This is a genomic window from Streptomyces sp. NPDC002133, from assembly GCF_040296405.1.
Lineage (GTDB): Bacteria > Actinomycetota > Actinomycetes > Streptomycetales > Streptomycetaceae > Streptomyces.
Genome location: NZ_JBEOXF010000104.1, coordinates 1 through 15075 on the forward strand (window position 1 = coordinate 1; position 15075 = coordinate 15075).

14 protein-coding genes are annotated in these 15075 nt (G+C 70.9%); 6 read left to right on the forward strand and 8 right to left on the reverse strand.

Translation table 11 applies throughout. The features are described 5' to 3' along the window. Nucleotides 1-449: 449 nt before the first annotated feature. Both ABT078_RS41175 and ptsP read left to right on the forward strand, forming a co-directional pair. Complete coding sequence (locus ABT078_RS41175) at nucleotides 450-899, forward strand: PTS sugar transporter subunit IIA (RefSeq protein ID WP_351237362.1); 450 nt, start codon at nucleotides 450-452, stop codon at nucleotides 897-899. Nucleotides 900-979: 80 nt separating this feature from the next. Further along, nucleotides 980-2650 (forward strand): phosphoenolpyruvate--protein phosphotransferase, encoded by a 1671-nt coding sequence (gene ptsP / locus ABT078_RS41180; protein WP_351237364.1) that lies wholly within the window; start codon nucleotides 980-982, stop codon nucleotides 2648-2650. Between the two features lie 87 nt (nucleotides 2651-2737). Here the strand turns inward: ptsP and ABT078_RS41185 are convergent, their stop codons facing one another. Beyond that, nucleotides 2738-3634 (reverse strand): DUF8829 domain-containing protein, encoded by an 897-nt coding sequence (locus ABT078_RS41185; RefSeq protein ID WP_351237366.1) that lies wholly within the window; start codon nucleotides 3632-3634, stop codon nucleotides 2738-2740. Nucleotides 3635-3722: 88 nt separating this feature from the next. After that, complete coding sequence (locus ABT078_RS41190) at nucleotides 3723-5699, reverse strand: acetoacetate--CoA ligase (RefSeq protein ID WP_351237368.1); 1977 nt, start codon at nucleotides 5697-5699, stop codon at nucleotides 3723-3725. 229 nt (nucleotides 5700-5928) lie between these two features. Here ABT078_RS41190 and ABT078_RS41195 point away from each other — a divergent pair, with 229 nt between their 5' ends. Then, nucleotides 5929-8295, forward strand: coding sequence for a glycoside hydrolase family 31 protein (locus ABT078_RS41195; RefSeq protein WP_351237370.1), 2367 nt, complete (start codon nucleotides 5929-5931; stop codon nucleotides 8293-8295). 6 nt (nucleotides 8296-8301) lie between these two features. On the opposite strand, the gene ABT078_RS41200 is transcribed toward ABT078_RS41195, so the two are convergent. Together ABT078_RS41200 and ABT078_RS41205 are read right to left on the reverse strand one after the other, a co-directional pair. After that, complete coding sequence (locus ABT078_RS41200; protein WP_351237372.1) at nucleotides 8302-8838, reverse strand: NUDIX domain-containing protein; 537 nt, start codon at nucleotides 8836-8838, stop codon at nucleotides 8302-8304. Nucleotides 8839-8905: 67 nt separating this feature from the next. Then, nucleotides 8906-9712, reverse strand: coding sequence for a M15 family metallopeptidase (locus ABT078_RS41205; protein ID WP_351237374.1), 807 nt, complete (start codon nucleotides 9710-9712; stop codon nucleotides 8906-8908). A gap of 103 nt (nucleotides 9713-9815) precedes the next feature. On the opposite strand from ABT078_RS41205, the gene ABT078_RS41210 reads away from it, so the two are divergent. The 3 genes from ABT078_RS41210 (at nucleotide 9816) to glpK (ending at nucleotide 13264) form a co-directional block, all read left to right on the forward strand. Continuing rightward, nucleotides 9816-10289: a Zn-ribbon domain-containing OB-fold protein gene (locus ABT078_RS41210; protein WP_351237376.1), complete on the forward strand. Its 474-nt coding sequence runs from the start codon at nucleotides 9816-9818 to the stop codon at nucleotides 10287-10289. After that, nucleotides 10286-11473 carry a lipid-transfer protein gene (locus ABT078_RS41215; RefSeq protein ID WP_351237378.1) on the forward strand — a complete coding sequence of 396 codons (1188 nt, stop codon included), beginning with the start codon at nucleotides 10286-10288 and terminating at the stop codon, nucleotides 11471-11473. Before ABT078_RS41210 ends, ABT078_RS41215 begins: the two co-directional genes overlap by 4 nt. A 279-nt stretch (nucleotides 11474-11752) precedes the next feature. After that, a complete protein-coding gene (gene glpK / locus ABT078_RS41220) occupies nucleotides 11753-13264 on the forward strand; it encodes a glycerol kinase GlpK (protein ID WP_351237380.1) in 1512 nt (503 codons plus the stop codon). Nucleotides 13265-13362: 98 nt separating this feature from the next. On the opposite strand, the gene ABT078_RS41225 is transcribed toward glpK, so the two are convergent. From ABT078_RS41225 to ABT078_RS41240, 4 genes are all read right to left on the reverse strand, one after another. Next, the gene (locus ABT078_RS41225) at nucleotides 13363-13974 is read right to left on the reverse strand and encodes a GTP-binding protein (RefSeq protein WP_351237382.1); all 612 of its coding nucleotides are present in this window, start codon (nucleotides 13972-13974) and stop codon (nucleotides 13363-13365) included. Next, entirely contained in the window at nucleotides 13955-14386 is a 432-nt protein-coding gene (locus ABT078_RS41230) for a DUF742 domain-containing protein (protein WP_351237384.1), read from the reverse strand. Before ABT078_RS41230 ends, ABT078_RS41225 begins: the two co-directional genes overlap by 20 nt. A 10-nt stretch (nucleotides 14387-14396) precedes the next feature. Then, nucleotides 14397-14831, reverse strand: a complete 435-nt coding sequence (locus ABT078_RS41235; RefSeq protein ID WP_351237386.1) for a roadblock/LC7 domain-containing protein — start codon at nucleotides 14829-14831, stop codon at nucleotides 14397-14399. Next, nucleotides 14828-15075, reverse strand: a 248-nt coding sequence (locus ABT078_RS41240; RefSeq protein ID WP_351237388.1) for a hypothetical protein, incomplete at its 5' end; no start/stop codon positions are given. The genes ABT078_RS41235 and ABT078_RS41240, both read right to left, overlap by 4 nt.

Here is a 15075-nt window from a genome sequence, read left to right on the forward strand (position 1 = left end):
AGAACATTCTCTGGGGCTTTCCTCCGGGCGCTTCCCTTCGGTGTTTCCAGCTTAGCAGATCCGATTTCCGTTTCCGCCACCCGCTGGAGCGGGCTCCGAATTGGGTTTTCGCTTTCGCGTTTTCCCCTTCGGCCTTTCCGACCCTACCAGCCTTTTTCCCAGCTCCTGACCACCCACTCTGCGAGCATGCAGAGGTGTAGACCAGTTAGGATGTTGGCTTGAGAAGGTGCTGCCGACCCCACGGCTCAGAGTCACGTCGTGGCCAGGCAGATGTACGACAGTACATGTCACCGGCAGACGAGGCAAATCGTTTCCGGTGCCCTCCAGGTCCGCCAACTAGCAGCTCTCACGCGGAACCTGGACTTCCTATGACATACGCTTCTGAACAGTGCGTCGTCGTGGACAAACAGTGACGGCGACACAGGAATCTCCACCCCTGGGAGGCCCCCATGACAGCCGTGACGTCGCCGCTGGCCGGCCGCGCGATCGGGCTCGCCGCTGTGCCTGATCCGGTGTTCTCCGGTGCGATGGTCGGTCCGGGTACCGCGATCGACCCTGTACGTGAGCCATCGGAGGCCGTCTCTCCCGTGGATGGCGTCGTTGTCTCCTTGCACCCGCACGCCTTCGTCGTCGTGGACGCCGAAGGGCACGGTGTGCTCATCCATCTCGGCATCGACACGGTGCAGCTCAATGGTGAGGGCTTCGAGCTCCTCATCAACAAGGGCGACACCGTGACGCGCGGCCAGGCGATCGTGCGCTGGAACCCCGTGGCCGTCGAAGCGGCCGGCAAGTCCCCGATCTGCCCCGTCGTGGCGCTGGAGGCCTCGGCCGACTCGCTCGCAGGCGTCCGTGAGGACGGCGACGTGAAGGCTGGCGACGAGCTGTTCACCTGGCGGTGACGTCGTCGCCGTCGTCGTGACGGGCCAGTTGTAGATCCATCGCGGTGGCTGGGACCGCCGCACAATCGGAGACGGGTGAAATGGAGACAACGCTGCGAGGCGTCGGCGTGAGCCACGGTGTGGCGATCGGCGAGGTTCGGCACATGGGGACGGCGGTACTCGAGCCGCCGGCCAAGCAGATTCCGGCGGAGGATGCGGAGCGCGAACAGGGGCGTGCTCGCCAGGCCGTCGATGCCGTGGCTGCCGACCTGATTGCGCGAGGCAATCTGGCGGGCGGCGAGGCGCAGCACGTGCTCGAGGCGCAGGCCATGATGGCGCAGGACCCGGAGCTCATGGCCGATGTCGAGCGACGGATCGCGGTGGGCAGCACGGCCGAGCGGGCCGTGTACGACGCGCTCGCCGCGTACCGGGCGCTGCTGGCGGGTGCCGGGGAGTATCTGGCCGGGCGTGTGGCCGACCTGGACGACGTGCGGAACCGGATCGTGGCGCGGCTGCTGGGTGTGCCGATGCCGGGTGTGCCGGACAGCGACGAGCCGTATGTGCTGATCGCCCGGGATCTTGCTCCCGCTGACACGGCGCTGCTCGACCCGGCGCTGGTGCTCGGTTTTGTGACCGAGGAGGGCGGGCCGACGAGTCACAGCGCGATTCTGGCGCGGGCCCTCGGGGTGCCTGCGGTGGTGGCGCTGCCGGGTGCGCGTGAGTTGGCCGAGGGTGCGGTCGTCGCCGTCGACGGCAGCACCGGCGAGGTGTTCGTGGAGCCGAGCGTCGAGAAGCAGGCGCAGTTGGCCGAGGCGGCTGCGGCGCGGAAGGCCGCGCTTGCCGCGTCGTCCGGGCCGGGTGCGACGTCGGACGGGCACAAGGTGCCGCTGCTGGCCAATGTGGGCGGTCCTGGGGATGTGCCGGCGGCTGTCGAGGCCGGGGCCGAGGGTGTCGGTCTGTTCCGCACGGAGTTCCTGTTCCTGGACGACAGCAAGCAGGCGCCGTCGGAGGCCAAGCAGGTCGAGGCGTACCGCAAGGTGCTGGAGGCGTTTCCGGAGGGCCGTGTGGTCGTGCGGGTGCTGGACGCGGGTGCGGACAAGCCGCTGGACTTCCTCACTCCGGGCGATGAGCCGAACCCGGCGCTGGGCGTGCGGGGTCTGCGTACCCTGCTGGACCATCCGGAGGTGCTGCGGACGCAACTGACCGCGCTGGCGAAGGCGGCCGAGGGTCTTCCGGTGTACCTGGAGGTCATGGCTCCGATGGTGGCGGACCGTACGGACGCGAAGGCGTTCGCGGACGCGTGCCGCGGGGCGGGGCTGAAGGCGAAGTTCGGCGCGATGGTCGAGATTCCGTCCGCTGCTCTGCGGGCGCGTTCGGTGCTGCAGGAGGTTGAGTTCCTGTCGCTGGGCACGAACGACCTGGCGCAGTACACCTTCGCGGCCGACCGGCAGGTGGGTGCGGTGTCCCGGCTGCAGGATCCGTGGCAGCCCGCGCTGCTCGACCTGGTGGCACTGGCTGCGGACGCGGCCAAGGCCGAGGGCAAGAGCTGTGGTGTGTGTGGTGAGGCCGCGTCGGATCCGCTGCTCGCCTGTGTGCTGACGGGTCTGGGTGTCACCTCGCTCTCGATGGGTGCGGCGTCGATTCCTTATGTGCGGGCGACGTTGGCGAAGCACACGCTGGCGCAGTGCGAGCGCGCGGCTGCCGCGGCGCGTGCCGCGGACACCGCCGAGGAGGCGCGAGTGGCCGCGCAGGCGGTGCTGTCCGGCGAGTGACCGGGCGGTCCGCCGGGTGAGTCGGTGTGAGGGGGTTTCCCGCCTGTGGCGGGAAGCCCCCTCTGCCGTGTGTTGTGTCTGCTTCGGTCAGTGGTGTGGGGTTGCGCCGGGTGGATCGCCGAGGTCGAAGCCTGCGCGGTATTCCACGCCCGGCTCCGGGGAGAGGGGCTCCCCCGTGTCGGCGTCCGTGCAGTACGCGCTGAAGACCTCGCCCTCGGTGAGGGGGACGAGCCGTCCGCTGTGGAGGCGCCATCCGCGGAGTTGGTCGGGGGCGTCGTCCGTGGTGGTGCGCAGTACGACTCCCCCGGGTCCTTCGAGCGCGATGCCGACGGCGAGGACGGTTGCGAACTCGGCGCCTTCGCCGGAGTCGAGCACGACGGGTGTGTCGGTGCGGCAGACGGCGTACAGGACCGCGAGGAGCTGTTCGTCGTCGGCGGGGACGCTGCAGACGAGGTGGTGCGTGCCGGGGCCGGCGGTTTCGAGGAGGGTCAGGAGCAGTTGCGAGGCGCGGTCGAAGGTCGCGCGGCCGATGTCCTCGCCGCAGTCCGCGCACGTTCCGAGGTCGCCGAGCAGCCAGGTCGCGTACTCCCAGGTGGCCTGGCGGACCGATCTGTTGATGAGCAGGGGCACGAGGTGGTCGATGGGCTGGCCCGTGTACGCGACGGTGGGACCTGCGGCCGCGACCTCCGCGGTGTACCGGCTGCGGCTGGTGGAGCTGTCGGGGTCGAGTCCGGTCTCCGTGCAGTAGCGGGCGAAGTCCTCCGGGTCGAAAAGGGCGACGGTGGTGTGGCCGCCCTGTGCGGAGAGTGCTCTGAGGAGGCCTTCGACCTGGTGGAGGTACGCGGGGTGGTCGGTGAAGGTGAAGGTGCGGTACCGGCGCATTTCTGCGAAGTCCTGCTCGTCGACGAGCAGGCCGACGGTGGCCGGGACGTCGCGGCGCAGGGCGCGCCGCATGGAGTGCTGCTGGTTCTTGGTGTGCGCCATGAATCCCCCTGGTTCCCCCTGGGCGCTGTTGATCAGTGCTCACTCACCGTAACCGTGAGCACTGACAACGCGTCCTGGCGGCTGGGGGTCAGGTGCGCTTGCGCGCGAGCTCCTCGTAGAAGCGCAGCAGGTCGAGGTTGTCGACCGAGCCCGGGTTGACCGCCTTGGCGAGGGCTGTGCCCTGGAGGAGTCGCTTGACCGGGACCTCGATGCGCTTGCCGGTGAGGGTGTGGGGGACGCCCGGGACTTCGATGATGTCGTCGGGGACGTGGCGCGGGGAGAGCTGTTCGCGGATGGTGCGTTTGATCCGCTCGCGCAGGTCGTCGTCGAGTGCGGCGCCGGGGGCGAGGTGGACGAAGAGGGGCATCCAGTAGCCGCCGTCGGGTTCTTCGAGGCCGATGACGAGGGATTCGCGGATTTCCGGGAGGCGTTCGACGGCTTCGTAGATGTCGGCCGAGCCCATGCGTACGCCCTGGCGGTTGAGCGTGGAGTCGGAGCGGCCGTGGATGATGACCGAGCCGTGGTCGGTGATGGTGATCCAGTCGCCGTGGCGCCAGACGCCGGGGAACATCTCGAAGTAGCTGTCGCGGTAGCGGCTGCCGTCGGGGTCGTTCCAGAAGTGGATGGGCATGGAGGGCATGGGGTTGGTGACGACGAGTTCGCCGACCTCGCCGATGAGGGGTTTGCCGTGCGGGTCCCAGGCCTGGAGGTCGGTGCCGAGGCAGGGTGCCTGGAGTTCGCCGATGTGGACGGGGAGGGTGGGGACGGCGCCTGCGAAGCAGCTGCAGACGTCCGTGCCACCGCTGACGGATGCAATCCACAGGTCGTCGCGGACCTCGTCGTGGAGCCAGCGGAAGCCGTCGGGCGGGAGCGGGGAGCCGGTGGTGGCGACGCACTGGACGCGTGAGAGGTCGTAGTCGCGTCCGGGGTGCACGTCGGCCTTGCGGCAGGCCATGACGTATGCGGCGGAGGTGCCGAAGAGGGTGGCTCCGGTGCGTTCGGCGATGGCCCACTGGGCGCCGGTTCCGGGGTGGCCGGGGCTGCCGTCGTAGAGGATGACGGTGGTGCCGGTGAGGAGGCCGGAGACGAGGAAGTTCCACATCATCCAGCCGGTGGAGGTGTACCAGAAGAAGCGGTCTCCGGCGCCGAGGTCGCAGTGCAGGCCGAGCTGCTTGAAGTGTTCGAGGAGGATGCCGCCCTGGGACTGGACGATGGCCTTGGGGAGGCCGGTGGTGCCGGAGGAGTAGAGGACCCACAGCGGGTGGTCGAAGGGGACCGGTTCGAAGACGGGCTCGGTGTCGGCCGAGGTCAGGTCGGACCAGGTCAGGGCGCCTTCGGGGGCGGGGGTGCCGAGCAGCGGGATGTGGACGACGGCGCGCAGGGTGGGCAGCTCGCGGCGGAGTTCGGCGACGGTGTCGCGGCGGTCGTGTTCCTTGCCGCCGTAGCGGTAGCCGTCGACGGTGAAGAGGACGACGGGTTCGACCTGCTGGAAGCGGTCGAGGACGCTGCGGGCGCCGAAGTCGGGGGCGCAGGAGGTCCAGACGGCGCCGACTGCGGCGGTGGCGAGGAGCGCGGTGACGGCCTGCGGGATGTTGGGCAGGTAGCCGCTGACGCGGTCGCCCGGGCGTACGCCGAGGGCGCGGAGTTCGGCTGCGAGGGATCCGACCTGGCGGCGGAGGTCGGACCAGCTGATGGGTGCCGCTTCGTGTGTCTCGTCCACATGAATGAGTGCAGGTTCATGGGCACGTGCGGGGTCTTCGGCGGTGCGCAGGGCGTGCTCGGCGTAGTTGAGGGTGGCGCCGGTGAACCACTGGGCTCCGGGCATGGTCCGGTCGCCCAGCACCTGCTCGTACGGTGTGGAGAACCGTACGTCGAACCATTCGGCGACGGCCCGCCAGAAGGTGTCCAGCTCGTCGACGGACCAGCGGTGCAGCGCCGGATAGCCGCCGTCGGCCGGGGCCCCGTAGCGTTCCGCAGCCCATGCCTGGAAGCGGGTGATGCGGGCGGCGGCGATGCGGGCGGCGTCCGGCTGCCAGAGGGGGGCAGAGTTCACGCTTGAGGTCATGGGGCGGCTCCCGGGCGGCTGTGTGCTGTACGCGTGGTCGGCGTGTCCCGCGCACGGGCGTGGGTGTGCGCGTGACGCGGCTGGCGCTGACAGGGACGATGCCATGTGATCGTCTGATGCACCAGGGTTCCCCGCCCATGGTCGGGTGGCTGTTTGTGTGCTCGCACCACGGGTGAACGGGAGTTGAACGGACCCCGCCAAACCCCTGGTGGATGGCAGGGTGAGCGGCATGAACGGTCGTGGGCTGGTGCGCTCGGTGAAGGTGTTCGGCACGGTGCAGGGGCTGCGTGCGGTGCGCGCGGCATGGCGTCGCAAACGTACGGATGCGTGGGGTCTGCCGCCGCGGGGTGCGGAGCGCGCGCGGGTGCCGGGGGCCGTCGTGGGTGCCGAGCCGTTGCCGGGTGGTGGAGTCGTGCGTTTCGCCCGTTCGGAGCTCCGGGTGCGGGTGGCGGTGGGCGGGAGTGTCTTCTGGGGCTGGGACGGTGCCGGGCCCGAGCCGTCGTATGCGCTGGCGGGTTCCCCGCCGGCGGCCGATCCCCGCGCTGTGCTGGAGCCGGACAAGGACGGCGGTTGGCGGGTCGTGTCGGAGCGGGTGACGGTGGTGGTGTCGCGGCACGGCGCGGTCGAGATACGGACTCCGGGCGGGGTCGTGTTGCGGCGGGATCTGCCGCCTCGCTGGTGGGAGCCGGTGGGCGGGGGGCAGGCGCGCTGGCTGCACCGCTCCGAAGTCCCGGCCGACGCGCGGTTCTTCGGGCTGGGTGGGCGGTCGTCGGGGCCTCGGCTGCGGGACGGTTCGTACCGGCTGTGGAACACCGATCCGCGGGGCGGCTTCGGTCCGGGCGACGATCCGCTGTACATCACGATGCCCGTGCAGCTGGTGGTGTCGGACGCGGGGACGCATTTGGCGTTTCTGGACAATTCATGGGATGGCCGCGTCACGCTGCGGGAGGGCGAGGAGGGCGCCGGCTCGGGGCACGACAGGCCGGGCACGAGTGAGGTGCGGACGGCCGGCGGTCCGCTGCGCTGCTGGGTGGTCGTGGGCACCCCGGCGCGCGTGCTGCGCGGCTGGGCGGCGCTGACGGGTGCGCCCGCGCTCCCCCCGTCGTGGGCGCTCGGGCCGCAGCACGCGCGCTGGGGCTTCGGCAGCGATCGGGAGGTCAGGCGGGTGGTGGCGGGCTACCGGGAGCGAGGGCTTCCGCTGTCGGCGCTGCATCTCGACATCGACCACTACGACGGCCATCGGGTCTTCACGGTCGACCGCACGCGCTTCCCCGATCTGCCGGGGCTGGCCAAGGAGCTGCGCGCGGACGGGGTGCGGCTGGTGTCGATCGTCGATCCGGCGGTGAAGGCGGAGCCGGGCAGTGCCGTGTACGACAGTGGCTCGGCGGCAGGGGTTTTTGTGCGGGACGCGCGCGGGCGGGAGGTGCGCGGTGTGGTGTGGCCGGGTGAGTGCGTGTATCCGGACTTCACCGATCCGCGGGTGCGCGAGTGGTGGGGCGGGCTGTACGAGGAACGTCTCGCGCAGGGTTTCGCCGGGGTGTGGCACGACATGAACGAGCCGGTGGCGTTCACCCCGTTCGGCGACATGACGCTGCCGCGCTCGGCCCGGCATGCGCTGGAGGGCCGCGGGGGCGATCATCGCGAGGCCCACAATGTGTACGCGCTGGGGATGGCGCGGGCCGGGTACGAGGGGCTGCGGCGGCTGCGGCCGCGGGAGCGGCCGTTCCTGTTCTCGCGCTCCGGCTGGGCGGGGATGCAGCGGTACGGCGGGACGTGGTCCGGTGATGTGTCGACGGGCTGGCCGGGGCTGCGGGCGTCGCTCTCGCTCGTGCTGGGGCTGGGTCTGTGCGGGGTGCCCTACTCGGGCCCGGACGTGGGTGGTTTCGACGGCAGTCCGTCGCCGGAGCTGTATCTGCGCTGGTTCCAGCTCGGCGCATATCTGCCGCTGTTCCGTACGCATGCGGCGATCGATGCGGGGCGCAGGGAGCCGTGGGAGTTCGGCCCTCAGGTTCTCGGTCATGCGAAGGCGGCGATGCTCCAACGGGAGCGGCTGCGCCCGTACTTCGTCACACTCGCGCACCTCGCCCGGCTCACCGGGGCGCCCTATGTGCGGCCGGTGTGGTGGGGTGCGCCGGACGACCGGGCGCTGCGTGACTGCGAGGACGCCTTTCTGCTGGGCGATGCGCTGCTGGTGGTGCCGGTGCTGGAGCGGGGCACGGACCGGCGTGCGGTGCGGCTGCCGCGTGGGCGCTGGTACGACACGGTGACCGGTGAGGCCTACGACGGGCCCGGGCAGGTGCTCCTGGACGCGCCGATGTCGCGGATTCCGGTGCTGGCGCGGGCGGGTGCGGTGATTCCGGTGCGGGGCGAGGACGGCGGGACGGAGCTGGAGGTGTGGGCGCCTGCGGCGGGGCGCACGGGCGGCGGGCTGGTGGTCGAGGACCCCGGGAACGGCGCGGAGGGCGATGTGCCGGCGCAGCCGGAGCTGGAGCGGTATGCGTCCAGGCTGGTGGACGGTCGGGTCGTCGTGGAGCGGGTGACGGAGGACGGTGCTGCGAAGGTGTCGCGGCCGGTACGGGTACGGGGTCTGGCGTAGCGGGCGTTACGCGTAGGCGCCGGCGAACCAGCGTCGTACGACCGTTGTGTGCAGCGCGAACGCCAGCTCGGCCGGCTCGTGGAGGAGATGCCAGCCCTCGGTCTCATCGGTCGGGGCGGTGAGCGGAAGGGCCGCCGCCGGGCGCTCGGGGAGCAGGCCGAAGAGGAGCAGGTGGCCGCCGGGTGAGCTGAGCGCGTCGGCCAGTCGGACGTCCTGGTGGGCGGCTTCGATACCGGTCTCCTCGCGGAGTTCCCGGACGACCGCGTGCTGCCAGTCCTCGGAGTGGTCGATGAATCCGCCGGGCAGCGCGATGCCGCCGCGCTGCGGCTCGGTGGTCCGGGTGATGACGACCAGTCCGGTGCCGCGCGGCGTGGTGGCCGGGAGGAGGGCGACGGCGACGGGGAGGGGATTGCGATAGGCCCTCTCGCGGCAGACGGCGCAGGTGCGGGGCCAGCCGGTGGAGCTGTCCGGATAGCGGGCCCCGCAGCTGGAGCAGTGGGAGTCCTTGACGGGGGCGGCGCCACGGGCGTTGGGCTCGGTCACACGCGGACTCTACGCCACGGCCCGGACCTGTCCGGTGGGGATGTCGCGGCCCGCCCCCGTCAGGACGTCACGGGCGAATCAGTGATCTCCAGGCGACCGGGAAGTCGAAGTAGGTGGCGGGGAACAGCTCCGGCTTGTGCGTGAAGTGCCACCATTCCTCGGGCAGATTGACGAATCCGACGCCGGCAAGGGTGTTCTTCAGGAGCTGGCGGTTGGCGCGCTGCGGGCCCTGGATGCGTGGGTCGTCCGTGTGCGACAGGGTGTCGAAGCAGTCGAATCCGGTGCCCATGTCGACGGAGCTGTCCGGGAATCGCTCGCTCTGCGGGGCGTAGCAGGGGATCAGCGTCTCGCCGGGAACGTAGGGGCGGGTCTTCTTGGCGGGGATCTTGACGAGGGTGAGGTCGACGGTGCTGCCGCGGCTGTGGCCGGACTTCTCCGCGATGTAGCCGTCCTCGAAGAGTCTCGACTTGTCGACTTGGGGATAGAATTCCTGCTTCATGCGCTCGTCGCCGAGGTCCTTGGCCCAGCGCACGAAGTGGTCGACGGCGCGTTGCGGGCGGTAGCAGTCGTAGACCTTGAGCGAGTAGCCCTGGCGCAGCAGTTGGCGCTGGGCCCGGTGGAGGGCCCGGGCCGCGGGACGGGTGAGGATGCAGACGGGCTGCCGGTAGCCGTCGATGGGTTCGCCGATGAAGTTGTGCGCGGTGGTGTAGCGCATCTCCTGGATGATCGTCGGGTCGACGGTGCGCAGCGCCACGAATGCGTCCGGGGCCCTGGGCTCGGGAGTCGCCCGCGCGGCCGGGGATGTGGCGGCGACGGTGAGCAGTGCGGCGGCGGTGAGGGTCAGGGCGCGGAATGCGGAAGTGAGTCCTCTCATGCGCACGGTTGTCTATCAGGATCGGGTGACCGGGACCACCCCTGTCCACACGCTTCCGCCCATGACACACTTCTGACGTTCCGTCAGATGGAAGGGACTGGTCGTGGTGCGCACGCGTACACCCGTCGTGGCCGGATGGTTCACCGACGGCGAAGAAGAACGGGAGTTCCGGCTGCTCGGCACCCGCTGTTCCGCGTGCTCGGCGGTGTTCTTCCCGCGCGAGGACGCGTACTGCCGCAATCCCGGCTGCCCCGGCACCGGCGAGCTGGCGGAGGTGCCGCTGTCGAAGCGCGGCCGCGTCTGGTCGTACACGGACGGGAGGTACCGCCCACCGGCGCCCTACGTGTCCGACCCGGACACGGAGTGGGAGCCGTACACGCTGGTCGCGGTCGAGCTCGAGGAGGAGCGCATGGTGGTCCTCGGGCAGGCGGCTCCGGGGGTGACCGTCACGGATCTCGCGGTCGGCATGGAGGTCGAGGTGGTGCCGGGAGTCCTCGACGAGGACGCGGGAACCGTCTGGACGACCTGGCGCTGGAGTCCGGTGCGTCCGGTGGATTCCCTGGAGGTGACCCGATGAGCGATGTCGCCGTCCTCGGGGCGGGGATGCACCCGTGGGGCAAGTGGGGGCGGAGTTTCGTCGAGTACGGGAGGGCTGCGGCCGGCGCGGCGCTGGCCGACGCCGACATCGGCTGGCAGGACGTCCGATCGGTCGTCGGGGCGGACACCGTGCGCGGCGGCTATCCGGGGTACGTGGCCGGGGCGACGTTCGCGCGGGCGCTGGGCTGGCAGGGCGCCCGGGTCGCGAGCGTGTACGCCGCGTGCGCCTCCGGGGCGCAGGCCGTCGCAACCGCGCGGGCCCAGATCCTGGCGGGCCTCGCGGACGTGGTGCTGGTGGTGGGCGCCGATGCCGCGCCGAAGGGGTTCTTCGCCCCCGCGGGCGGCGATCGGCCCGACGATCCGGACTGGCTGCGCTTCCGGGTGCTGGGTGCCACGAATCCCGCGTACTTCGCGCTGTACGCTCGCCGCCGGATGGCCGTGCACGGCGACACTCCCGACGACTTCGCACAGGTCAAGGTGAAGAACGCGGCCGCCGGTGCGCTCAATCCGTATGCCCGCTACCGCAAGGCCGTCACGGCCGAACAGGTCGCCGCGTCCGCCGTCGTCGCCGATCCCCTGCGGCTTCTCGACATCTGCGCCACATCGGACGGCGGCGCGGCGCTCGTGCTGTCGAGCATGGAGTACGCGCGCCGGCACGGTGTGCCCGATCCTGTCCGTATCCGCGCCGTCTCCACGGTCACCCCGACCTACCCCAGGACGGTTCTCGATCTCCCCGACATCGCGACGGACTCGGCTGCCGCGGTCGAGCCGTCCGCGGTGGGCTTCCGTGCGTCGATCGCGCGTGCCGCGTACGAGGAGGCCGGGCTCGGGCCCGAGGATCTGTCGCTCGCCGAGGTGTACGACCTGTCCACGGCGCTGGAGCTGGAGTGGTACGAGGACCTCGGGCTGTGCGCGGCCGGGGAGGGCGCGAAGCTGCTGCGGGAGGGCGCCACGGCGCTCGGCGGCCGCGTACCGGTCAATGCGAGCGGAGGGCTTGCGTCGTTCGGCGAGGCGGTGCCGGCGCAGGCGATCGCCCAGGTGTGCGAGCTGACCTGGCAGCTGCGCGGTACGGCGGGCGAGCGGCAGGTCGCCGGGGCCCGGGCCGGGATCACCGCGAACCAGGGGCTGTTCGGCCACGGTTCGGCGGTTGTGGCCGTGCGCTGAGCGAGCCGACGGGCGGTGTTCCGGGGTGACGTGTCGAACACCCCCCGTGAACTGGGGTTGCTGTCCGCAACCTTGACGGTGCGGTAGCCGCGGAGAAAACTGCCTCTTCGTCGGGGCGGCAGTCGGCATCGCCGCAGTTCGACACGCATGCACACGCGTGCACACGCACGCCCACCACGCTCGTCACGGACGCCGTGCGGGGCATGGGACACCCCCGCGCCACGACGCGCTCTGCCCTCGGCTCCGTAGCCATGGGAACCAGCCTGCCCGGGAGCCGCCATGAGCCACGCACGGAAGCACGTCGCCGCGATCGACCAGGGCACCACGTCGAGCCGGTGCATCATCTTCGACCAGGACGGCGCGATCGTCGCCGTCGACCAGCGGGAGCACCGTCAGATCTTCCCCAAGCCCGGCTGGGTGGAGCACGACGCCACCGAGATCTGGTCCAAGGTCCAGGCCGTCGTCGCGGGAGCGCTGGCCAAGGCGGGGCTGCGCGCCGATCAGCTCAGCGCGCTCGGGATCACCAACCAGCGTGAGACGACGGTGCTGTGGGACCGCTCGACGGGCAAGCCCGTGCACAACGCGATCGTCTGGCAGGACACCCGGACCGCGGCCCTGTGCGCCGAACTCGGGGGCGCGGACGGGCAGGACCGCTTCCGGGACGCGACCGGCCTGCCGCTGGCCAGCTACTTCTCCGGCCCCAAGGCGGTCTGGCTGCTGGACAACGTGCCCGGGCTGCGCGCCAGGGCCGAGCGAGGCGAGATCGCGTTCGGCACGATCGACTCGTGGCTGATCTGGAATCTGACCGGCGGCACCGACGGCGGCATCCATGTCACGGACGTCACCAACGCCTCGCGCACCATGCTGATGAACCTGGAGACCCTCCGGTGGGACTCCACGATCCTCGCGGCGATGAACGTGCCGGAGGCGGTGCTCCCGGAGATCAGGTCGTCGGCGGAGGTGTACGGCACGGCCGTGGGCCAGCTCGCGGGGGTACCGGTCGCGTCCGCGCTCGGCGACCAGCAGGCAGCGATTTTCGGACAGGCCTGCTATGACACGGGCACCGCGAAGAACACCTACGGGACGGGGAGTTTCCTCCTCCTCAACACGGGAAACCGGCCTGTGCCGTCCAAGAGCGGGCTGATCACCACCCTCGGCTACCGGATCGGCGACTCCGCGCCCGTCTACTGCCTGGAGGGGTCGATCGCGATCACCGGCGCGCTCGTGCAGTGGTTCCGGGACCAGCTCGGGATCATCCGCAGCGCCGACGAGATCGAGACACTCGCGGCGAGCGTGGACGACAACGGAGGGGCGTACATCGTGCCCGCGTTCTCCGGCCTGTACGCGCCCTACTGGCGGGCCGACGCGCGCGGGGTCATCACCGGGCTGACCAGGTACGTCACCAAGGCGCATCTGGCGCGGGCGGTGCTGGAGGCGACGAGCTGGCAGACACGTGAGGTCGTCGACGCGATGTACCAGGACTCGGGCGTACCGATCACGACGCTCAAGGTCGACGGCGGGATGACCGCCAACCAGCTGCTGATGCAGCATCAGGCGGATGTGCTGGGCGTGCCCGTGATCCGACCGAAGGTGTCCGAGACGACGTGTCTGGGCGCCGCGTACGCGGCCGGACTCGCCACCGGCGTCTGGGGCGGGCTGGACGAGCTGAAGGCGCACTGGCAGCGCGATGTGGAGTGGTCACCGCGGATGGCCGGGGACGTGCGGGAGCGGGAGTACGACAACTGGCGCAAGGCGGTGGAGCGGAGCTTCGGCTGGGAGGGCACCGCCTAGGGCCCGCCGACCCGAGGATTCCTTCCGGAGCCTCACGAGCCACGGCCCGTACCCCTGTCGGTGGGGGTACGGGCCGTGTTGTGCACGGCCGCCTCGGGTCAGGTGGTCGCGGGCTCGCGCTGCTGGGTCGAGCGGACCAGGGCGTGCTCGACCACCGACACGAGCACCGCCTTCACCGACTCGCGGTCGCGCGCGTCGCACATCATCAGCGGCACTTCCGGGTCCAGGTCGAGCGCGGCGCGTACCGTCTCGTCCGGGAAACGGTCGGCGCCCTCGAAGCAGTTCACGCCGATGGTGAACGGGATCCCGCGGCGTTCGAAGTAGTCGATGGCCGCGAACGAGTCCTCCAGGCGACGTGTGTCGGCGAGGACGACCGCGCCGAGCGCTCCCTGGGCGAGCTCGTCCCAGAGGAACCAGAAGCGGTCCTGGCCGGGCGTGCCGAAGAGGTAGAGCACCAGATCGTCGCGGAGGGTGATCCGGCCGAAGTCCATGGCGACGGTGGTGGTGCTTTTCGACTCGACACCCTCGAGGTCGTCGACGGGCCGGCCGGCCTCGGTCAGGGTCTCCTCGGTGCGCAGCGGTCTGATCTCGCTGACCGCGCCGACGAGAGTCGTCTTGCCGACCCCGAAGCCGCCCGCCACCAGGATCTTCAGCGTCACCGGTTCGACCGGCGGCGGCGAGCCCGTGCGGCTAGAGCGCCCGAAGACCATTGATCACCTCGCGGAGAATGCTCACGTCCGGCAGTTCGGCCGGCGGAACGGGACGGGTTACATGGACCAGTTCGTCCTCGACGAGATCGCCCACCAGGACCCGGACCACCCCGACGGGGAGGTCGAGTCCGGCGGCGAGCTCGGCGATCGACTGGGGGATGGTGCTGCAGCGTTCGACGATCTCGACGTGTTCGGGCGAGAGCGTCTGGTCCCTGCCCGGGTCGTCGGCCGCCGGTTCGGGGACGACGAGCGCGATCAGGTCGAGCCGGTGCCGGCTCGCACTGCTGGTACGGCCGCGGGTCATCGCGTACGGGCGCACCACCGGTCCCGCTTCGTCGTCGAACCAGTGGTGCGCCTGCTCGGCCTGCTGGGCTTCCTCGGCCCGTTGAGCGTGCTGTCCGGGGTCGTTCATGCCATTCCACTCACCCTCCGGCGGTCAGCCCGGTCCGTGGTGCCGTGGCGAGGTGGGCGCCCACACGCTTGACCATCAGCGTCATCTCGTACGCGACCTGGCCGACGTCGGAGTCGGCGTCGGAGAGTACGGCGAGGCAGCTGCCGTCGCCCGCCGCGGTGACGAAGAGGAAGGCGTCGTCGAGCTCGACCACGGTCTGCCGCACGCGCCCCACGTCGAAGTGGCGGCCCACGCCCTTGGCGAGGCTGTGGAACCCGGAGGCGACGGCGGCGAGATGCTCGCCGTCCTCCCGGGTGAGGTCCTTGGACGAGCCGGTCGCGAGGCCGTCGCTGGAGAGCACGAGTGCCTTGCGGATGGAGCCGACCCGCTCGACCAGCTCGTCGAGAAGCCAGTTGAGCTCGCCGCTCGTGGTGGAGTCGTCTGCTGCGGCGTTCGATGCGGTCATCGACCGTTCTCCTCCGGTGTCGTTCCTGTTGCCGTTTCGCCGGGGCCGGCGTCCTCGGCGTTCTGCAGGCGTCCGCGCTGCCAGCCGCGTTGCAGCGAGGCCATGCGGTCGCGTACTTCTTCCGCGTCACGTTCGATGTCCGGCTCGCCGGCCGGTGCCCCGAGCGTGCCGGCGCCGCGGGCGCCTGGCGCGTTCCCGCGAAGCTGTGGGGCGAGGCTGGCCTGGCGCACGCGGCGGGGCAGGC